The 20,429-nt window shown below is 62.5% G+C and carries 12 protein-coding genes, 3 rRNA genes and 3 pseudogenes; 5 read left to right on the forward strand and 13 right to left on the reverse strand.

The features are described 5' to 3' along the window. Positions 1-28: 28 nt before the first annotated feature. The 5 genes from rrf to tyrS all read right to left on the reverse strand — a co-directional run bounded on the left by rrf (position 29) and on the right by tyrS (position 7,863). Positions 29-145, reverse strand: a 5S ribosomal RNA gene (gene rrf / locus E3O06_RS09280). Positions 146-267: 122 nt separating this feature from the next. After that, a 23S ribosomal RNA gene (locus E3O06_RS09285) occupies positions 268-3,396 on the reverse strand. A gap of 474 nt (positions 3,397-3,870) precedes the next feature. Further along, positions 3,871-5,404: ribosomal RNA gene (locus E3O06_RS09290) — 16S ribosomal RNA — on the reverse strand. The 16S, 23S and 5S rRNA genes sit together here, the layout of an rRNA operon. A 562-nt stretch (positions 5,405-5,966) precedes the next feature. After that, positions 5,967-6,530 (reverse strand): GNAT family N-acetyltransferase, encoded by a 564-nt coding sequence (locus tag E3O06_RS09295; protein WP_241980025.1) that lies wholly within the window; start codon positions 6,528-6,530, stop codon positions 5,967-5,969. A 31-nt stretch (positions 6,531-6,561) separates the two neighbouring features. Continuing rightward, a complete protein-coding gene (gene tyrS / locus E3O06_RS09300) occupies positions 6,562-7,863 on the reverse strand; it encodes a tyrosine--tRNA ligase (protein WP_134503040.1) in 1,302 nt (433 codons plus the stop codon). A gap of 145 nt (positions 7,864-8,008) precedes the next feature. Between tyrS and E3O06_RS09305 the strand changes: the two genes are divergently transcribed. The 3 genes and pseudogenes from E3O06_RS09305 to E3O06_RS18410 all read left to right on the forward strand — a co-directional run. Further along, positions 8,009-8,668 (forward strand): DNA-binding protein, encoded by a 660-nt coding sequence (locus tag E3O06_RS09305; protein ID WP_134503042.1) that lies wholly within the window; start codon positions 8,009-8,011, stop codon positions 8,666-8,668. After that, complete coding sequence (locus E3O06_RS09310; RefSeq protein ID WP_134503044.1) at positions 8,665-9,264, forward strand: hypothetical protein; 600 nt, start codon at positions 8,665-8,667, stop codon at positions 9,262-9,264. Before E3O06_RS09305 ends, E3O06_RS09310 begins: the two co-directional genes overlap by 4 nt. A 243-nt stretch (positions 9,265-9,507) precedes the next feature. After that, a pseudogene (locus E3O06_RS18410) lies at positions 9,508-9,717 on the forward strand (CPBP family glutamic-type intramembrane protease); the annotation flags it as partial. A gap of 59 nt (positions 9,718-9,776) precedes the next feature. On the opposite strand, the pseudogene E3O06_RS09320 reads toward E3O06_RS18410, so the two are convergent. The 8 genes and pseudogenes from E3O06_RS09320 to argC form a co-directional block, all read right to left on the reverse strand. Continuing rightward, positions 9,777-10,241, reverse strand: a pseudogene (locus E3O06_RS09320) (DNA-3-methyladenine glycosylase); the annotation flags it as partial. Further along, positions 10,241-11,677 carry an argininosuccinate lyase gene (argH, locus tag E3O06_RS09325; RefSeq protein ID WP_166788162.1) on the reverse strand — a complete coding sequence of 479 codons (1,437 nt, stop codon included), beginning with the start codon at positions 11,675-11,677 and terminating at the stop codon, positions 10,241-10,243. The gene argH and the pseudogene E3O06_RS09320, both read right to left, overlap by 1 nt. Positions 11,678-11,684: 7 nt before the next feature. Next, the gene (locus E3O06_RS09330; RefSeq protein ID WP_134503052.1) at positions 11,685-12,884 is read right to left on the reverse strand and encodes an argininosuccinate synthase; all 1,200 of its coding nucleotides are present in this window, start codon (positions 12,882-12,884) and stop codon (positions 11,685-11,687) included. A gap of 203 nt (positions 12,885-13,087) precedes the next feature. Beyond that, entirely contained in the window at positions 13,088-14,017 is a 930-nt protein-coding gene (gene argF, locus E3O06_RS09335) for an ornithine carbamoyltransferase (RefSeq protein ID WP_134503054.1), read from the reverse strand. Between the two features lie 105 nt (positions 14,018-14,122). Further along, complete coding sequence (locus E3O06_RS09340; protein ID WP_134503056.1) at positions 14,123-15,304, reverse strand: acetylornithine transaminase; 1,182 nt, start codon at positions 15,302-15,304, stop codon at positions 14,123-14,125. Next, entirely contained in the window at positions 15,301-16,215 is a 915-nt protein-coding gene (gene argB, locus E3O06_RS09345; RefSeq protein WP_134503058.1) for an acetylglutamate kinase, read from the reverse strand. Before argB ends, E3O06_RS09340 begins: the two co-directional genes overlap by 4 nt. A 2-nt stretch (positions 16,216-16,217) precedes the next feature. Next, a complete protein-coding gene (gene argJ / locus E3O06_RS09350; RefSeq protein WP_134503060.1) occupies positions 16,218-17,399 on the reverse strand; it encodes a bifunctional glutamate N-acetyltransferase/amino-acid acetyltransferase ArgJ in 1,182 nt (393 codons plus the stop codon). Further along, positions 17,396-18,442: an N-acetyl-gamma-glutamyl-phosphate reductase gene (argC, locus tag E3O06_RS09355; RefSeq protein ID WP_134503062.1), complete on the reverse strand. Its 1,047-nt coding sequence runs from the start codon at positions 18,440-18,442 to the stop codon at positions 17,396-17,398. The genes argJ and argC overlap by 4 nt, the downstream gene beginning before the upstream one ends. Before the next feature lie 824 nt (positions 18,443-19,266). Between argC and E3O06_RS18415 the strand changes: the two are divergent. Both E3O06_RS18415 and E3O06_RS09360 read left to right on the forward strand, forming a co-directional pair. Further along, positions 19,267-19,404, forward strand: a pseudogene (locus E3O06_RS18415) (type IV toxin-antitoxin system AbiEi family antitoxin domain-containing protein); the annotation flags it as partial. A 297-nt stretch (positions 19,405-19,701) separates the two neighbouring features. Beyond that, positions 19,702-20,271 (forward strand): hypothetical protein, encoded by a 570-nt coding sequence (locus E3O06_RS09360; RefSeq protein ID WP_134503064.1) that lies wholly within the window; start codon positions 19,702-19,704, stop codon positions 20,269-20,271. Positions 20,272-20,429 lie beyond the last annotated feature (158 nt).

The following is a 20,429-nucleotide window of genomic DNA, read 5'->3' on the forward strand; positions in this document are numbered from 1 at the left end:
GGGTGGCCTTTCTGGTGTTTCAAGTTAAGTCCGGCGGTGTCCTACTCTCCCACAGGGTCCCCCCTGCAGTACCATCGGCGCTGAGAGTCTTAGCTTCCGGGTTCGGAATGTGACCGGGCGTTTCCCTCTCGCTATAGCCGCCGAAACATCTTCCGATGAATCGATTCTATATTTTTTAGTTATAGCACTCCCCTGAAAGGAGTGTTGTTCTCGACCGTACATCGAGAACCACATAGTGGACGCTAAAGCAGCTTCTTCAAACTGAGTGTTATCAAATTATCGGCTTATTAGTACCGGTCAGCTCCATGGGTCTTTAGTCCCCACTTCCACATCCGGCCTATCAACGCAGTAGTCTAGCTGCGAGCCTCTCCCCCGAAGGGATGGAAATCTCATCTCGAAGCCGGCTTCCCGCTTAGATGCTTTCAGCGGTTATCCGTTCCGAACGTAGCTAATCAGCGGTGCTCCTGGCGGAACAACTGACACACCAGAGGTTCGTCCATCCCGGTCCTCTCGTACTAGGGATAGATCTTCTCAAATTTCCTGCGCGCGCAGCGGATAGGGACCGAACTGTCTCACGACGTTCTAAACCCAGCTCGCGTACCGCTTTAATGGGCGAACAGCCCAACCCTTGGGACCTACTCCAGCCCCAGGATGCGACGAGCCGACATCGAGGTGCCAAACCATGCCGTCGATATGGACTCTTGGGCAAGATCAGCCTGTTATCCCCGAGGTACCTTTTATCCGTTGAGCGACAGCGCTTCCACAAGCCACTGCCGGATCACTAGTCCCGACTTTCGTCCCTGCTCGACTTGTCAGTCTTACAGTCAAGCTCCCTTGTGCACTTACACTCGACACCTGATTACCAACCAGGTTGAGGGAACCTTTGGGCGCCTCCGTTACTTTTTAGGAGGCAACCGCCCCAGTTAAACTACCCACCAGGCACTGTCCCTGAACCGGATCACGGTTCGAAGTTAGGTATCCAATATGACCAGAGTGGTATTTCAACAATGACTCCACCTGAACTAGCGTCCAAGCTTCACAGTCTCCCACCTATCCTACACAAGCCACACCGAACACCAATACCAAGCTGTAGTAAAGGTCACGGGGTCTTTCCGTCCTGCTGCGCGTAACGAGCATCTTTACTCGTAATGCAATTTCGCCGAGTTCGCGGTTGAGACAGCTGGGAAGTCGTTACGCCATTCGTGCAGGTCGGAACTTACCCGACAAGGAATTTCGCTACCTTAGGATGGTTATAGTTACCACCGCCGTTTACTGGGGCTTAAATTCTCAGCTTCGCCTTGCGGCTAACCGTTCCTCTTAACCTTCCAGCACCGGGCAGGCGTCAGTCCGTATACATCGTCTTGCGACTTAGCACGGACCTGTGTTTTTAGTAAACAGTCGCTTCCCACTGGTCTCTGCGGCCTTCGAACGCTCCCGGAGCAAGTCCGTTCACGCCTCAGGCCCCCCTTCTCCCGAAGTTACGGGGGCATTTTGCCGAGTTCCTTAACCACGATTCTCTCGATCTCCTTAGTATTCTCTACCTGATCACCTGAGTCGGTTTGGGGTACGGGTGACTAAAACCTCGCGTCGATGCTTTTCTTGGCAGCATAGGATCACTGATTTCACCCTTACGGGCTACCCATCGGGTCTCAACCTTATATGAGAGACGGATTTGCCTATCTCTCGGCCTACATCCTTAGACCGGGTCAACCATCGCCCGGCTCAGCTACCTTCCTGCGTCACACCTGTTAATACGCTAACCGCACCAGCATAGGGTCGCACGCTAGGCCCCACGCTTCACCCCGAAGGGATCCATCTAGGGGATTCAGATGCTTAGCATTACTGGATTAGCTTGGGCGGTTTTTCGTCAGTACGGGAATATCAACCCGTTGTCCATCGACTACGCCTGTCGGCCTCGCCTTAGGTCCCGACTTACCCAGGGCGGATTAGCCTGGCCCTGGAACCCTTGATCTTTCGGAGGACGGGTTTCTCACCCGTCTTTCGCTACTCATGCCTGCATTCTCACTCGTGTGGCCTCCACGGCTGGTTTACACCGCCGCTTCGCTGGCCACACGACGCTCTCCTACCCATCAACACGGCTGAACCAACACCACAAGGGTGCGGCTAACCAAAAATATCAATGCCACAACTTCGGTGGCGTGCTTGAGCCCCGTTACATTGTCGGCGCGGAATCACTTGACCAGTGAGCTATTACGCACTCTTTCAAGGGTGGCTGCTTCTAAGCCAACCTCCTGGTTGTCTGTGCAACTCCACATCCTTTCCCACTTAGCACGCGCTTTGGGACCTTAGTTGGTGGTCTGGGTTGTTTCCCTCTCGACGATGAAGCTTATCCCCCACCGTCTCACTGCTGCGCTCTCACTTACCGGCATTCGGAGTTTGGCTGACGTCAGTAAGCTTTTGGGCCCCATCGGCCATCCAGTAGCTCTACCTCCGGCAAGAAACACGCAACGCTGCACCTAAATGCATTTCGGAGAGAACCAGCTATCACGAAGTTTGATTGGCCTTTCACCCCTATCCACAGCTCATCCCCTCCATTTTCAACTGAAGTGGGTTCGGTCCTCCACGACGTCTTACCGTCGCTTCAACCTGGCCATGGATAGATCACTTCGCTTCGGGTCTAGGACATGCGACTGAATCGCCCTATTCAGACTCGCTTTCGCTACGCATTCCCCTCTCGGGTTAAGCTCGCCACATATCACTAACTCGCAGGCTCATTCTTCAAAAGGCACGCTGTCACCAGAACAAAGCTGGCTCCAACGGTTTGTAAGCAAACGGTTTCAGGTACTATTTCACTCCCCTCCCGGGGTACTTTTCACCTTTCCCTCACGGTACTTGTTCACTATCGGTCATGTAGGAGTATTTAGGCTTATCAGGTGGTCCTGACGGATTCACACGGGATTTCTCGGGCCCCGTGCTACTTGGGATACTTCTCGGGCGATTGCTGCATTTCGACTACGGGGTTCGCACCCTCTATGACCAGGCTTTCAATCCTGTTCGTCTATACAACGTTCTAACCCTTACCATTCGGTAGAATAGGCAGAAAAGTCCCGCAACCCCGACCATGCAACGCCTACCGGCTATCACACATGATCGGTTTAGCCTCATCCGGGTTCGCTCGCCACTACTAACGGAATCACTGTTGTTTTCTCTTCCTGTGGGTACTGAGATGTTTCACTTCCCCACGTTCCCTCTACCCGCCCTATATATTCAGGCGGGAGTCACCAGGTCACCTCACGGGCCTGGCGGGGTTTCCCCATTCGGACATCCTCGGATCACAGTTCGTTTATCAACTCCCCGAGGCTTATCGCAGATTACTACGTCCTTCTTCGGCTCTACATGCCAAGGCATTCACCGTTTGCTCTTAAAAATTTGAAATCACATGAGTTTGAATCGATTAAGTATGCCGAATAAATTCGACATCGAAATTGACCAATGATCTAATTAATTAGATCTTTGTAATTGACCGCAGCATCCGAAGATAACTGCGGCAAATTTAAGATGCTCGCGTCCACTGTGTAGTTCTCAAAGTACGGGCGGTACCCCTCCACGCCGGCAAGTGATGCCAACGCACAGACGTCCAGAAGAATCAGATCACCAACACCGAAGTGTTCATGTTCCGGTCCCTCAGGACCCAACAGCGTGCATATACAAGTCTCTCTGACACCTACTTTTCCAACCCAGCTCTTGCGAACCAGGCGTACCGAGTAGATCTCAGCCGTTCTTGCATCAATGTCAATGTTCCACCCATGAGCGCCATCCAAGATCGTGCAGTTCAGTAAGAACCGGCGCCTTGGTATGACTGGCCGTCGTGTTCCGCTGTATACAGACGGGACGGCACGTGCTCCTTAGAAAGGAGGTGATCCAGCCGCACCTTCCGGTACGGCTACCTTGTTACGACTTAGTCCTAATCACCGATCCCACCTTCGACAGCTCCGTCCCTTACGGGTTCGGCCACTGGCTTCGGGTGTTACCGACTTTCATGACTTGACGGGCGGTGTGTACAAGGCCCGGGAACGTATTCACCGCAGCGTTGCTGATCTGCGATTACTAGCGACTCCGACTTCATGAGGTCGAGTTGCAGACCTCAATCCGAACTGAGACCGGCTTTTTGGGATTCGCTCCACCTTACGGTATCGCAGCCCTTTGTACCGGCCATTGTAGCATGCGTGAAGCCCAAGACATAAGGGGCATGATGATTTGACGTCATCCCCACCTTCCTCCGAGTTGACCCCGGCAGTATCCCATGAGTTCCCACCATTACGTGCTGGCAACATAGGACGAGGGTTGCGCTCGTTGCGGGACTTAACCCAACATCTCACGACACGAGCTGACGACAACCATGCACCACCTGTATACCGACCTTGCGGGGCGCCTGTTTCCAGGCGTTTCCGGTATATGTCAAGCCTTGGTAAGGTTCTTCGCGTTGCATCGAATTAATCCGCATGCTCCGCCGCTTGTGCGGGCCCCCGTCAATTCCTTTGAGTTTTAGCCTTGCGGCCGTACTCCCCAGGCGGGGAACTTAATGCGTTAGCTGCGACACGGAGACCGTGGAATGGTCCCCACATCTAGTTCCCAACGTTTACGGCATGGACTACCAGGGTATCTAATCCTGTTCGCTCCCCATGCTTTCGCTCCTCAGCGTCAGTTACGGCCCAGAGATCTGCCTTCGCCATTGGTGTTCCTCCTGATATCTGCGCATTCCACCGCTACACCAGGAATTCCAATCTCCCCTACCGCACTCTAGTCTGCCCGTACCCACTGCAGGCCCGAGGTTGAGCCTCGGGTTTTCACAGCAGACGCGACAAACCGCCTACGAGCTCTTTACGCCCAATAATTCCGGACAACGCTTGCACCCTACGTATTACCGCGGCTGCTGGCACGTAGTTAGCCGGTGCTTTTTCTGCAGGTACCGTCACTCCCAGGAAAACCCAGTCGCTTCTTCCCTACTAAAAGAGGTTTACAACCCGAAGGCCGTCGTCCCTCACGCGGCGTTGCTGCATCAGGCTTGCGCCCATTGTGCAATATTCCCCACTGCTGCCTCCCGTAGGAGTCTGGGCCGTGTCTCAGTCCCAGTGTGGCCGGTCACCCTCTCAGGCCGGCTACCCGTCGTCGCCTTGGTGAGCCATTACCTCACCAACTAGCTGATAGGCCGCGAGCTCATCCTTGACCAAAATTCTTTCCACCCCAGAAGATGCCTTCCAAGGTAATATCCGGTATTAGCTACAGTTTCCCGCAGTTATCCCAGAGTCAAGGGCAGATTGCTCACGTGTTACTCACCCGTTCGCCACTGATCCAAGGAGCAAGCTCCTCTTCACCGTTCGACTTGCATGTGTTAAGCACGCCGCCAGCGTTCGTCCTGAGCCAGGATCAAACTCTCCGTAAATGTTTGAATAGCTCACCAGCAAGCTGATGGCCCATCTAGTGCACCCACAGACCGGAATAGGTCTAGAAGATGCAAGTTTGAAACTGACAAGAACAAATCATTACTGACTTGCTTTGTTTAGTTGCCCAACCGAAGTCAGGACTTTTTCAATATTATTTCCAAAGGAATCTCATAAGCTGCACCCCGCTAGAAACGGGCCACAACCACGAGGTTTTTGGCATTTGACATTGTGCACGCTGTTGAGTTCTCAAGGATCGGACACACCCAGCCGCCGGCCACGAAGACCATTGCACTGGAGTACTTCTCTTATTTCTTGTCGCTCAGCCGAAAGTCAATTGCTTGAGCTTCAGGTGAACTTCATCAAGCCACTGTCGCGCGGAAAATTCCGGGCTATTTTGACTTGGGATTGGTCCCGCTTGAGGCCGGAAGCACTTGGCTTTTTCCGAACCTGTGGGGTGACTTAGATGACATTACGGTGAATCCTGATACCCCGCAACTCACTGCTACATCCCGGGCGTGTCGGGTGCGGACATCCGCTCGAAACATGCCCGAAACGCCACGGTCAGGGCTCGGGGGCGAACGCCACGAAGAGTTCGCTCACGGAGTTGTAGTACTGGTCGGTTCGGCCTTGGTGCGTCATTCCGATGCGCAGGCACACCCGCTGCGACGGTCGGTTACTCGGGGTCGTGACGGCAACGACCCGGTCGAGTCCCGTCTTCCAGCCCTCGGCCAGCACAGCGGATGCCGCTTCGGTTGCGTAACCCTGGTGCCACGCGTTCGGGTGAAAGTGCCAGCCGATCTCGGTGTCCCCCGACGGCTCGAGCGGGGTGAGCGCGCTGGACGCGGGGATGGACTTCAGCAGCAGGTTGCCGAAGATCTCGCCGGTATCGGCATCGGTCACCGCCCGGATGGCGTGAATGGGATGCTCCATTCCCTGCCAGCGCTTGATTACGGCCATCGCCTCAGCGCGGTCGGTCATGACCCGCGGGTGCAGTCCTATGTGTTGTTGCACAGACCACAGGGAATAGAGACCGAAGACGAAGTCGGTGTCATCGAGAGTCCAGGGGCGCAGCAGCAGGCGTTCGGTTCGGAGAGTTTCCACGTCGACATCTTGCCACCCGAGCATCCGCACCTCCTGCAACCGGGCCGCTAAACGGCTATTCGACGAAGATGCCCGCGAGCGTCTTCTTGCCGCGGCGCAACACCGCTACTCCCCCCGGCAGGACTGACCCTTCGATGGTCAGGTCGACACTCGTGACCTTCTCGTTGTTCAGGTACACCCCACCCTGTTGTACGGCTCGTCGGGCGTCGCCGAGGCTCTTCGACAGCTCGGTGTCGACGAGCAGCTGCAGCACGGTCGCGTGTGGCGCCGTCGTGGTGTGCGGCAGTTCGCGCAGCGCGGCCTCGAGGGTATCGGGGTCGAGTTCGGCGAGGTCGCCCTGGCCGAACAGTGCTTCGGCGGCGTGGATGGCAGCATCCGTTGCCGCTTGCCCGTGCACGAGACTGGTCACCTCGAGGGCGAGCCGGCGTTGCGCTTCGCGGCGGAACGGTTCGTTCCGGGCGAGCTCGGAAAACCCCTCGATCTCAGCGCGGGTGAGGAACGTGAAGACCTTGAGCCGGAAGACCACGTCGGCATCGTCGGTGTTGAGCCAGAACTGATAGAAGGCGTAGGGGCTCGTGAGGTTTGGGTCGAGCCAGACCGCGTTGCCCTCGCTCTTGCCGAATTTTGTTCCGTCGCTGTTGGTGATGAGCGGGGTGCCGATGGCATGCACCGTGCCGCTTTCGGCGCGACGGATGAGATCGGTTCCGCTCGTGAGGTTGCCCCACTGGTCGCTGCCGCCGGTCTGCAGCACGCAGCCGTAGCTGCGGAACAGTTCGAGGTAGTCCAGGCCCTGCAGAATCTGGTAGCTGAATTCGGTGTAGCTGATGCCGGCGTCGGAATTCAGGCGCGCGCTGACGGCATCCTTCTTGAGCATGGTGCCCACGCGGTAGTACTTGCCGATTTCGCGCAGAAAGTCGATGGCGCTCAGGGGCGCCGTCCAGTCCAGGTTGTTCACGAGCGTGACGGCGTTGTCGCCCTCCGAACTGAGAAACCGCGAGACCTGAGCCTGCAGGTAGCCGACCCATTCCGCCACGGTGTCGGTGGGAGTCAGCGTGCGCTCGGCCGTGGGGCGCGGGTCGCCGATGAGGCCGGTGGAGCCGCCGACCAGGCCGAGCGGATGATGCCCGGCCAGTTGCAGGCGCCGCATCAGCAGCAGCTGCACCAGGTTGCCGAGGTGCAGGCTCGGCGCGGTCGGGTCGAATCCGCAGTAATAGGTGATCGGGTCACCATCGAGCAGCGCTTTGAGCTCGGTCTCGTCGGTGGAGACGTGCACGAGGCCGCGCCAGTTGATCTCCTCCCAGACGGAATCGAAGGAGGGATCATTGGTCTGCTGGGCGAGGATGGTGGGGTCTGACACGCGTTCAGATTACCAGCCGGGGGCGTCTCGCCGAATTACCGGCGGCGTCCGCTCTGCTGCGGCACTGATTCAGGCTAGAGACTCAATTTAAGTTGATTTAGCCTGTGGGCTGAATTACACTGAATGCAGGACGGAGCCTCAGACCATGTTTGTCATCACCGCCGACCAGATCGACAGCCGCAACGATCACGATCGTGCGCGCGAGATGATCGCACAGCTCGTGGCGCAGAACCCGCACGCGTTCAGCCTGCCGCCGGACCAGACCGCGGGCGACGAGATCCAGCTGCTGGTGTCGGCTGCCGGGCCCGCGCTCGACGCGATTCTCGCCCTGCACCGCTCCGGCCACTGGAGCGTCGGTCTCGGCGTGGGAAGTGTGCGCACCCCCCTGCCGGCCTCGACCCGGCAGGCTACCGGCGACGCCTTCATCGCCGCACGCGACGCCGTGCTGCGGGCGAAGAAGACCGAAGCTCACTTTGCGCTCGAGCCGGGCCGAACGGATGCTGCCGCCGCTGATACCGCCACTGGCATCGAGGCGCTCCTCACCATGCTGCTGCTGTTGCGTCAACGGCGCACCCCCCAGGGGTGGCAGGCTGGCGACCTGTTCGAGAGCGGACTGGCCCAGACGGACATCGCCGAACGGCTCGGCATCACGACCGGGGCGGTGAGCCAGCGGCTCAAGGCGGCGCAGTACCGCGTCGAGCAGGCGGCACGGCCGGCGTTGGTTAGGCTGCTGGAACAGCTTGATGTCGCCTCGAACGCTGGCACGAACGAAACGGCCAATATCGAAACGGAAAGCAGGCCATGACCTTCACCATTCTCACGTTCCTGTACTGGGCCGCGCTGCTCCTGGTCACGCTCGCCTCGCTCACCTTCGCGGCGATCGCCTTCAAACTGCACCGCCAGCTTTACGCGATCGCCGCTATGGCAGGCCTTGCCGTTGCCCTCGTGCTCGCCGCCGTTCCGGTCGGAACCGGCCCGAGCGCCTTCGGCATTGTGCTGGGCATGCTCGCCCTCGCCCTCGCCGTGATCGGCGGCGGCCCGGCAGCGGTGCTCGCCCTCGATCTCGCGACCAACAATTCGGTACCGCCGGGCCAGCACGGCGGAATCATGGTGCGGGGCGCCGGCAAACCAGCCCCCACGATGGCCGAGGTCAACGACCCAGAAATCCACGAGGTGCTGCGCGGCGGGGTGACCATCGGCATCCTGGAGCGTCTCGCCGTGGCCGGAGCTATTCTGGCCGGTTTTCCCGAGGCGATCGCCGTGGTCGTCGCCATCAAGGGCGTAGGCCGGTTCACGGAGCTTGCCGCGGCAGAATCGCGAGAGCGGTTCATCATCGGCACCCTGTCGAGCCTCACCTGGGCGTGCGCTTGCGCCGCGCTCGTGCCGATGGCACTGGTCTAGACCCGGGATGTAGTGACTTTCGCCACTACCCCGCGCAACCCGCTTCGATTTGACTGAGGGTGGCAGCACGATCCGGCCGCGCCCCTCAACCGAACGCGCTTCTACGGACTGCGCCGAGCCGAGTCGAGAACCATACGCCTCACCGCGTTCTACCTGCCACTGTTCGCCCTGACCTTCTTTCAGTACGGCAAGGGCCTCAATCCCGACCTCGACGCTCAGGCGATTGCGATCGCCTGCATCCTGATGATCGGTGTCGGATTCGTCGAAGAGCTGATCTTTCGCGGCTTCCTGTTCCAGGCGATCCTGGCGAAGAAGACCGTACTCCGGGCCATCTACCTCAGCGGTATCACGTTCGGCTTGGGCCATATCGTCAACCTGCTGCGCGGCTATTCCGGCTTTGACCAGCTCATTCAACTGGTCGCGGCCATCGTGATCGGGATCGCGCTTGGTTACGTGGTCGCCATCACCCGCAGCATCCTGCCCGTCGTGCTGTTTCACATTCTTTTCAACATCAGCGGCGCCCTCACCACCCATGATGTCGTCTGGGAACGGCCCAGATCAGCACCGTCATCGCCGAGCACGATGCCGAGCGCCTTGGTCAGCCGGGCCGGGCCGCGTGCGAGGTCGGCATCCGTTTTTGACGTTGGGCGGCGAATGCGGGCCTCATCGATTCCCGCGATAACTTCACCGCCCCGCAGCAGCAACGCCGAGGCCTCTCCCTCCGGCGAGCAGACGACGTTGGCGCAGACGTGCATCCCGTAGCTGAAATAGGCATAGAGGTACCCGGCCGGGCCGAACATCGTCGCGGTGCGCGGCGTGCGCCCGCGAAACGCGTGCGAGCCCGGGTCGATTCGACCGAGATAGGCCTCGACCTCCGTGATGCGCACCGAAACGGCCCCGCGGGTGAGCACCGCGCCGAGCAGCAGCGGGGCGACCTCGAGTGCGGGTCGCTCCAGCACGCCCGGCGCGAACGGCACTACCGGCTGAGCGCGGCCGTCAGGTCGCGCACGCGAGCCACGAGGTGCGCGCGCTGCTCGGCGACGCGCACCGGGGCGGTGCCGCCGACGCCGTCGCGGCTGTCGACCGATCCGCGAATGGTGAGCACGTCGCGTACCTCGGGAATGAGGTGCGACGACAGCGCTTGAAGATCGTCGTCACCGACCTCGTGCAGGTCGAGATTGTTCGTCTCAGCGAACTTCACCAGGGACCCGGTGATCTCATGCGCGTCACGGAACGAGACGTGGCGTTTGACGAGCCACTCCGCGACATCCGTGGCGAGTGAGAAACCCTGCGGGGCGAGCTCAGCCATCCGCTCGGTGTGAAAAGTGAGGGTGGCGACCATGCCGGAGAAGGCAGGTAACAGCACCTCGAGGGTGTTGATCGAGTCGAGGACCGGCTCCTTGTCTTCCTGCAGGTCGCGGTTGTAGGCGAGCGGCAGGCCCTTGAGGGTGGTGAGCAGGCCGGTGAGGTTGCCGATCATGCGGCCGGACTTGCCGCGCGCGAGCTCGGCGATGTCGGGGTTCTTCTTCTGCGGCATGATCGAAGACCCGGTGGAATAGGCGTCGTCGAGGGTGACGAACCCGAATTCGCGGGTGTTCCAGAGAATGATCTCCTCGGCCAGCCGGGACATGTCGATGCCGATTTGCGCGGTGATGTAGGCGAATTCGGCGACCAGGTCGCGGCTCGCGGTGCCGTCGATGGAGTTCTCGACCACGGCGGCGAAGCCCAGGTCGGCGGCTACCAGGCGCGCGTCGAGACCGAGGGTGTTACCGGCGAGGGCGCCGGAACCGTACGGGGAGGCATCCGCTCGTCTTCCCCAGTCCGCGAAGCGGTCGAGGTCGCGCACGAGCGGCCAGCAGTGCGCGAGCAGGTGGTGGGCGAGCAGCACCGGCTGGGCGTGCTGCAGGTGGGTGCGTCCGGGCATGATGGCGTCTTCGTGCGCCTCGGCCTGGGCGGCGAGGGCATCGATCAGTTCGATCACGAGCGACGCAAGAATGGCGGCGTGGTCACGCAGCCACATGCGCACGAGCGTCGCAACCTGGTCGTTACGGCTGCGGCCGGCGCGAAGCTTGCCGCCCACCTCGACGCCGATGATGTCGATGAGGCCGCGCTCGAGGGCGGAGTGCACGTCTTCGTCGGCGTCGGCCGGCAGAAAGTCACCGGCGACGACGGCGCGCTCGAGTTCTTCGAGCGCACCGACCATCTGGGTCAATTCGGTGTCGGTGAGATATCCGGCGGCCGCGAGGGCCCTGGCGTGAGCGCGGCTGCCCTGCAGGTCGTATTCGGCCAGCATCCAGTCGAACTGGGTCGATTTGCTCAGCCGAGCCAGTTCCGGTGACGGTCCCCCGGCGAAACGGCCACCCCAGAGGGCGCCCGCCTTGCCGGCACGGTTCGCGTTCTTCTCACTCGACACGGATGCTCTACTTCGCGGCGGCGTCGCGTCGTGCGGCCACCTTGCTCGGCAGCGACCACAGTTCGATGAAACCCTTGGCCATGGACTGGTCGAAGGAGTCACCCGTGTCGTAGGTGGCGAGGTTGAAGTCATACAGGCTCGTCGTGCTGGAACGGCCAGTGACGACGGCACTGCCGGCGTGCATCTTCAAGCGGATGTCGCCGGTCACGTACTTCTGCGTGTCCTCGATGAACACGTCAAGGCTCTTCTTCAAACCGGAGAACCACAGCCCGTCGTAGACGAGCTCGGCCCACTTGCTTTCGACGCCGCGCTTGTAGCGGGCAACGTCGCGCTCCAGGGTCATGTTCTCGAGCTCTTCGTGCGCGGCAATCAACGCGATACCGGCCGGAGCCTCGTAGATCTCACGGCTCTTGATTCCGACGAGGCGGTCCTCGACGATGTCGACGCGGCCGACACCCTGGTCGCCGGCGAGACGGTTCATGAGCTGGATCATCTGCAGCGGGGTGACCTTCTTGCCGTCGATGGCGACGGGCACTCCCTGATCGAAGGAGATGACGACCTCGGTGGGCGCGCGGGTGACCGACGGGTTCTGCGTGTAGGTGTAGAGGTCTTCGATCGGCGCGTTCCACGGGTCTTCGAGGAATCCGGTTTCAACGGCGCGACCCCAGACGTTCTGGTCGATGGAGTACGGGCTCTTTTTGGACTGTGCAATGGGCAGGTCGTGCTTGGCGGCGTACTCGATGGCTTTGTCGCGGGTCAGCGCGAAGTCGCGCACCGGGGCGAGCGAGGTCAGTTCGGGGGCGAGGGCCGCGACGGCCGCTTCGAACCGCACCTGGTCGTTGCCCTTGCCGGTGCAGCCGTGGGCGACGCTGTCGGCGCCGAGTTCCTTGGCGGTGGAGGCGAGGTACTTGGCGATCAGCGGACGGCTGATGGCCGAGACGAGCGGGTAGCGCTTCTGGTACAGGGCGTTCGCCTTGAGCGTCGGCACGATGTAGTCGTTCGCGAACTCGTCCTTGGCGTCGATGACGATGGATTCGACGGCGCCGCAGTCGAGGGCGCGCTGACGGATCACGTCCATGTCTTCGCCCTCCTGTCCGACGTCGACAGCGAGGGCTACGACCTCTTTGCCGGTGGCATCCTTGAGCCAGCCGATGCCGACCGAGGTATCCAGTCCACCCGAGTATGCGAGTACAACGCGTTCCGCCATGGTTCTCCCTAAATCTTGATCTGTCTAAAGTTTACGTGCTGTGCAGGAACCCGCCGGTCGAGGCACGAGGTACGAGGTATCGAGACCAACCGAGCCGGGTCACGATCGCTCCTTCGTCGCGCCTCGACCAGCGACACCCGCCGGTCGAGGCGCGAGGCACGAGCGATCGAGACCAACCGAGCCAAGTCTCGACCAGCGAGATTTCAGGCCGCGTTTTGCGCGAGCAGCCAGACCAGCAGGGCTTTCTGGGCGTGGAGGCGGTTCTCCGCCTCGTCCCAGATGATGCTCTGCGGGCCGTCGATGACGTCGGCGGTCACCTCGTAGCCGCGGTCGGCCGGCAGGCAGTGCATGAAGTGCGCGCCCGGCTTAGCCAGCCCCATCAGCTCAGCGTCGACCCGATATCGGCCGAGATCGCCGAGCCGCGCGGCCTTCTCTTCTTCCTTGCCCATCGACACCCAGGTGTCGGTGATGACCACGTCGACGCCGGTGACGGCCTCACGCGGATCGGTGTACAGCGCGACGGAGCCGCCGGTGCGGGCAGCGATGGCCGTCGCATCCGCTACCACCTGGTCGGTTGGCGTGTAGCCAGCCGGGGATGCAATGCGCACGTGCATGCCGGCGGTCGCGCCGGCGAGCAGGTAGGACTGGCCCATGTTGCAGGCCCCGTCGCCGAGAAAGGCGAGGGTCTGGCCTTTGAGGTCGCCACGGTGTTCACGGATGGTGAGTAGGTCGGCGAGCAGCTGGCACGGGTGAAAATCGTCGCTGAGCGCGTTGACGACGGGCACGGTCGTACCGAGAGCCATTTCTTCGAGTCCGGCCTGGCCGTAGGTGCGCCAGACGATCGCGGCCACCTGGCGTTCGAGCACACGGGCGGTGTCGGAGGCGGTCTCCTTGCCGCCGAGCTGGCTGTTCGCGGTACTGATGATGAGCGGGCTGCCGCCGAGGTCGGCGATTCCGACCGCGAAGGACACCCGGGTACGGGTCGAGGACTTGTCGAAAATAACCGCGACGGTCTGCGGGCCGGCGAGCGGTCGCACCGCGAATCGGTCTCGCTTCAGCTCCAGGGCCAGATCGAGAATCTCGGCCTGTTCGGCCGGGGAGATGTCGTCGTCGCGCAGGAAATGGCGGGTCACGGTGTCACTTTCTCTTGGAGTTTAAACAGTGAGTGAGCGGATGCCGCTCCCCCGGTTGAAGCCTGCGCGCCGGCCCAGACCCGCGCAAAGTGGGATTCGTCCAGCCTAGAGGCTGGCGAGCGCACGCCCGAACCGCTCCTCGAAGTCGGCGAGTTCGGCGTCGCCGACGATCAGGGGCGGTGCGATGCGAATGCTGGTCTCGTTGGCGGCATTCACGATGAGACCGTTGGCGAGGGCGGCCGCGCTCAGTTTCAGCGCGACCGGTTCGGTCAGGCCGACGCCGAGCAGCAGGCCGCGCCCGCGTACCTCTTCGATCAGCGGCGAGTGGAACCCGAGAATGATCTCGCGCAGCTGCTGGCCGCGACGGGCGGCGTTGGCGGCGAGGTCGTCACGTTCGATCACGCCGAGCACGGCGTTCGCGGTTGCGGTGACGAGCGGGTTGCCGGCGAAGGTCGAGCCGTGCTGGCCGCGGCGGAACAGTTCCGAGGCCCAGCCGAAGGTGACGAGCGCTCCGATGGGAACACCGCCGCCCATCCCTTTGGCGATGGTGACAGCATCCGGAAGGATCTCGTCGTGGTTGTAGGCGAACCAGGCGCCGGTGCGGGCGATTCCGGTCTGGATTTCGTCGATGATCAGCAGCACGCCGTGCTCGGTGCACAGCTCGCGGGCGCGTTTCAGAAAACCGACCGGCAGGTCGATGACGCCGGCCTCGCCCTTGACCGGTTCGAGGAACAGGGCGGCGACGGTGTTGTCGATGGTCGCTTCGAGATCCTTGATCGTGCTGTCGATGTGTTCGACGCCGCCGGGCACCGGTTCAAAGGACTCACGCATGTGCGGTTTGCCCGAGAGGGCGAGGGCGCCCATGGTGCGACCATGAAAGGAATCGTGCAGCGCGATAATGCGGCCGCGGTGGCCCTTGTTGTTGAGCCTGGCCAGTTTGAACGCGGCCTCGTTCGCCTCGGCGCCCGAGTTGCAGAAGTACACCCGACCGTCGTCGCCCGCACCGGTGATGCGTTTCAGCCGTTCGGCCAGTTCGATCTGCGGCGGCGTCGCGAAATAGTTGGAAACGTGGCTGATGGTGCCGATCTGTTTGGTAACAGCTGAGACGACCTCGGGGTGGGCGTGGCCGAGCGAGTTCACGGCGATGCCGGCGAGAAAATCGAGGTACTGCGTGCCCTTGTCATCCCAGACATAGCACCCTTCACCGCGCACGAGCATGGCCAGCGGCGGGCTGAAGGTGCGCATCATCGAATCGGCGAATCGGTTCTGCCAGGAAACGTCAGTCATGCGGGTACTACCTCCGTGCCAATGCCGCTTCCAGTGAAAATTTCGAGCAGGATCGAGTGCGGCACTCGCCCGTCGATGATCGCGGCCTTGGCGACGCCGCCGTCGACGGCGTCGAGGCAGGCCGTCATTTTGGGAATCATGCCCGATTCCAGTTCGGGCAGCAGGCCGCGCAATTCGAGTACGTCGATGATCGAGACGAGCGAATCCCGGTTCGGCCAGTCGCGATAGAGCCCGGCGACGTCGGTGAGAATCACGAGTTTGGCCGCGCCGAGCGCGATCGCGAGTGCGGCAGCAGCAGCGTCGGCGTTGACGTTGAGGGACTGGCCCGGGACATCCGTATCGGGGGCGATCGACGAGACCACCGGAATGCGGCCGGCGGCGAGCTGCGCGAGCACCGCTTCGGGGTCGACGCCGATGACGTCGCCGACGAGTCCCAGGTCGACTTCTTCGCCGTCAATGACCACCCCGCGGCGGCGCCCACGGAACAAACCGGCGTCCTCGCCGGAGAGTCCGGCGGCGAGCGGGCCGTGCTGATTGATGTGGCTGACCAGGTCGCGGTTGATCTGCCCGGTGAGCACCATGCGCACCACGTCCATCGCCTCGGGCGTGGTCACCCGGTAGCCGCCGCGAAACTCGCTCTCGATGCCGAGCCGTTTCAGCATGGCGGAGATCTGCGGTCCGCCGCCGTGCACGACAACCGGGCGGATGCCGGCATACCGCAGGTAGACCATGTCTTCAGCGAAGGCGTGCTGGAGCTCTTCGCTCACCATGGCGTTGCCGCCGAACTTCACGACGATGATCTGGTCGTGAAAGCGTTTGAGCCACGGCAGCGCTTCGATCAGCGTTTCCGCTTTGACGGATGCTTCGGCCTGGCTGGTCTCGTCGGCGCTGGTTCTCGCTGTGTCGGTCATGATCAGCTCGAGTACGCGCTGTTCTCTTCGACGTAGTCGTGGGTGAGGTCGTTGGTCCACAGTGTGGCGGTTTCGCTGCCCGCGTGCAGGTCGATCAGCACAGTCACGCCGCGGCTCGAGAGATCGACGAGGTCGCGCGGCTGGTCCGGCTCGCCCGCGGTGCACACCTGCACGCCGTTGATGGCGACATCGATGCCATACGGGTCGAAGGCGGCGTCCTTGACCGGCACCGTTCCGGCGGCGGCGAGCACGCGGCCCCAGTTCGGGTCATTGCCGAAGATGGCCGATTTGAACAGGTTACTGCGTGAGACCGCGCGCGCCACGGTGACGGCTTCGTCCTCGGAGACCGCGTTGGTGACGGTGATCGCCACATCATGCGCGGCGCCCTCGGCATCGCCCTGCAGTTGCAGCGTGAGGTCGCGGCAGATTTCGACGAGCGCTGCCGTGAATTCGGTCAGGTCGGTGGCGACGCCGCTCGCGCCGGAGCAGAGCAGGCTCACGGTGTCGTTGGTCGACATGCAGCCGTCGGAGTCAAGGCGGTCGAAGGTGACCCGGGTGGCGGCGTGCAGGGCCGTGTCGAGTTCGGCCGACTCGAGCACGGCGTCGGTCGTGATGACGACGAGCATGGTGGCGAGACCGGGCGCGAGCATGCCGGCGCCCTTGGCCATGGCACCGATGCTCCAGCCGGCCGGCGACGTGTGCGCCGCCTGCTTCGGCCGGGTGTCTGTGGTCATGATGGCCTGCGCGGCCAGGAGGCCGGCGGCGGGCGTGGTGGCGGCATCCGTTGTGATGGCCGTGGTGGCGTCAAAGACGCCGGCGGTGACGAGGTCGAGGTTGAGCTGTTCCCCGATCAGTCCGGTAGAACAGACCAGAACGTCACCCGAGGAGATGCCGAGTCGCTTCGCCACGGCCTCGGCGGTGGCGTGCGTCGTCTGGAAGCCGATGCTGCCGGTGTAGCAGTTGGCGCCGCCGGAGTTGAGCACGATGGCGCTGACTCGGCCATCGCTCATGACCTGGGTGCTCCAGATGACCGGGTTGGCCTGGCAGCGGTTGCTCGTGAACACGGTCGCGGCGTTCTGCAGCGGGCCGAGGTTCTGCACGAGGGCGAGGTCGAGGCCGCCGGACTTCTTCAGGCCGGCGGTGACGCCGGCAGCAGCAAAACCGGCGGGAAGGGTGACACTCACGGAGCAACTCCATTCATGGTCAGACCGAGCGTTTCGGTCAGGCCGAGGGCGATATTGGCGGATTGGATGGCAGCTCCGGCGGTGCCCTTGACGAGATTGTCGATGGCGGTGATCGTGACGACGCGGCCGGCTGCTTCATCGACGGCCAGTCCGATCAGCGCGGTGTTGGCGCCGAGCACGTCATTCGTGCGCGGAAAGTGACCATCGGGCAGCAGGTGCACGAACGGCTCGTCGGCGTAGGCGTTCTCCCAGGCGGCGCGCACGGCTGCGGCGCTCGTGCCCGGCACCAGACGGGCGGTCGCCGTCGCGAGGATACCGCGGGACATTGGCACGATCACCGGGGTGAATGAAATGGTCGCCGTGGTGGTACTGCCGGCCCAGCGCAGCGACTGCACGATCTCGGGAATGTGACGGTGGGTACCGCCGACCGCGTAGGGGTTGGCGGAGCCGAGGATCTCGGCCGCGAGGTTCGGCAGCTTGAGGCTCTTGCCGGCGCCGCTCGGGCCGACGGCGAGTACGGCCACGAGGTCCTGCGCTTCGATCACGCCGGCGTGGATGCCGGGGGCCAGGGCCAGGGCCACCGTGCTGGCATTGCAACCGGGCGCGGCGATGCGGCGAGCGCCAACGAGCCGCTCGCGCTGTTTGCCGTGCCCGCTCGGCAGTTCGGGCACCCCGTAGGTCCAGGCGCCGAAGTAGTCGCCGCCGTAGAACGCCGCCCAGTCCTCGGCGCTTTCGAGGCGGTGGTCGGCGCCGCAGTCCACGACGAGGGTCTCGGCGGGCAGGTGCGCGGTGAGCTCGCCGGATTTTCCGTGCGGCAGGGCGACGAAGACCACGTCGTGGCCGCTGAGATTCTCCGGCGTCGTGTCGACCAGGGTCAGGTGCGCGAGGGAACGAAGCTGCGGTTGCACATCGACCAGGCGCTGCCCGGCATTGCTGTGCGCGGTGACCGTGCCCACCTCGAATTCGGGGTGACCGGCGAGCAGCCGCAGCAGCTCACCGCCCGCATACCCGCTCGCGCCCGCCACTGCTACCGAAAAAACCATGTGTTAAACCTAGCGCGGCCCCGGCGGCCCCGTTTCCGCGCCGGGCGCGGCGTCAGTCGGCTCGTGGCACGGGTTTGAGAAGCTGGCACGTGTTCAAACCAGTGCCAACCTCTCAAACGCGTGCCGCGACGAACGGGTGCGACTGGCTGGCCTCGGCGCGCGCCGATCGGCAGCCCACGGCATCCGTTCAAGGCAGCCGGCCCCGCCACCTCGTGGCCTGTGTTTGAGAAGCTGGCACGTGTTCAAACCAGTGCCAACCTCTCAAACGCGTGCCGCGACGAACGGGTGCGACTGGCTGGCCTCGGCGCGCGCCGATCGGCAGCCCACGGCATCCGTTCAAGGCAGCCGGCCCCGCCACCTCGTGGCCTGTGTTTGAGAAGCTGGCACGTGTTCAAACCAGTGCCAACCTCTCAAACGCGTGCCGCGACGAACGGGTGCGACTGGCTGGCCTCGGCGCGCGCCGATCGGCAGCCCACGGCATCCGTTCAAGGCAGCCGGCCCCGCCACCTCGTGGCCTGTGTTTGAGAAGCTGGCACGTGTTCAAACCAGTGCCAACCTCTCAAACGCGTGCCGCGACGAACGGGTGCGACTGGCTGGCCTCGGCGCGCGCCGATCGGCAGCCCACGGCATCCGTTCAAGGCAGCCGGCCCCGCCACCTCGGGGCCTGTGTTTGAGAAGCTCGCACGTGTTGAAACCAGTGCCAACCTCTCAAACGCGTGCCGCGACGAACGGGTGCGACTCCTCCACGGCCCAGACCGGAGCCAGCCCTCCACAGGTCGTGACCACACCGGCTCGTTGTGCATGGCTCGCGTCACACTGAGGACGTGCGCGACATTTTGGAAACCTGTGACGCCCGCTACGACGGCCTGATCCCTGCCGAGGCGCTGCGCGCTTCGGGCATGAACTCCCACGCCGTCGATTCACTTCTCAGACGCGGTGAGATCGTGCGGATTCGACGCGGGTGGTACGCTCTCGGCCCGCTCTGGAAGAACATCAGCGCCGATGGTCGATACCGCCTCTTCGTTCGGGCGACAGCAGCCCGGGCCGAGCGTGACTTGATGTATTCGCATCATTCCGCGGCCGTAATCCACGGATTGCCGCTGATTGGCCCGTGGCCCCAGGGCGTGCATGCCATCGATCCCGACACCGCCGGTGGCAGTAGCTCGAGGCTCCTCACAACTCATCGAGGGCCGGCAGACCCATCTCCCGTGGTTATCGACGGCGTCCGAGCAACGAGTCTGTCACGTACTTTGATCGATATGGCTGCGACGACGAGCTTTCTGGTCGGGGTCACGATGATTGACTACGTTCTGCATTGTGAAGCAGCACGGCTGAACGCCGGCCAGAGGTCAGGGAGCGTCGGGGCACCACCGATCACTCATTCGACCCTACTGACCGAGCTGGAGCGGGTGCACCCGAGAAATGGACACCGGGCAGCCGAGCGCGCCATCATGTTCGCCGACGGCCTCTCAGCTAATCCCGGCGAATCACTCGGGCGAGTGCGGTTCGAGGAATTGGGCTTCGTAATTCCCGAATTGCAAGTGCGCTTCGACGTTGACGGGCGCACGTACTACGTGGACTACTTCTGGCGAGGGGTACGCAAGATCGGCGAGTTCGATGGCCACATCAAGTACACCCGTGCGGCGGAGATGGCCGGTCGCGACATCGTGCAGGTTGTCATCGATGAAAAGGACCGGGAGAGCGTTCTACGGCCGGAGGTCAACAGCTTCGACCGGTGGGGATGGAAACTCGCGCTCTCGCCGCCAGCGTTCTATCGTTTCCTGATGGACAAGGGTGTGCCGCGAGCGCCAACCAGACGCCGCAGCTGACGGAGGCACGCTTAGTACCTCCGGCTGCCCGGCTGAGGCTTCGCGGCACGCGTTTGAGAAGCCCGCACGCGTTCAAACCAGTGCCGCCCTCTCAAACACGTGCCACGACGAGCGGATGCCGCGGACCGGCCCGAAAGGGCGACTCACGACATCCGCGT

Origin of the sequence: Cryobacterium glaciale, assembly GCF_004402535.1 — a bacterium.
GTDB lineage: Bacteria > Actinomycetota > Actinomycetes > Actinomycetales > Microbacteriaceae > Cryobacterium > Cryobacterium glaciale.

Excerpts from the sequence above, each read along its gene's own strand:
- E3O06_RS09295 (WP_241980025.1), bottom strand. The coding sequence starts at position 6,530 with ATGCTCGGGTGGCAAGATGTCGACGTGGAAACTCTCCGAACCGAACGC.
- E3O06_RS09305 (WP_134503042.1), top strand. The coding sequence starts at position 8,009 with ATGTTTGTCATCACCGCCGACCAGATCGACAGCCGCAACGATCACGAT.
- E3O06_RS09310 (WP_134503044.1), top strand. The coding sequence starts at position 8,665 with ATGACCTTCACCATTCTCACGTTCCTGTACTGGGCCGCGCTGCTCCTG.
- E3O06_RS09330 (WP_134503052.1), bottom strand. The coding sequence starts at position 12,884 with ATGGCGGAACGCGTTGTACTCGCATACTCGGGTGGACTGGATACCTCG.
- E3O06_RS09340 (WP_134503056.1), bottom strand. The coding sequence starts at position 15,304 with ATGACTGACGTTTCCTGGCAGAACCGATTCGCCGATTCGATGATGCGC.
- argB (WP_134503058.1), bottom strand. The coding sequence starts at position 16,215 with ATGACCGACACAGCGAGAACCAGCGCCGACGAGACCAGCCAGGCCGAA.
- argC (WP_134503062.1), bottom strand. The coding sequence starts at position 18,442 with ATGGTTTTTTCGGTAGCAGTGGCGGGCGCGAGCGGGTATGCGGGCGGT.
- E3O06_RS09360 (WP_134503064.1), top strand. The coding sequence starts at position 19,702 with ATGGCTGCGACGACGAGCTTTCTGGTCGGGGTCACGATGATTGACTAC.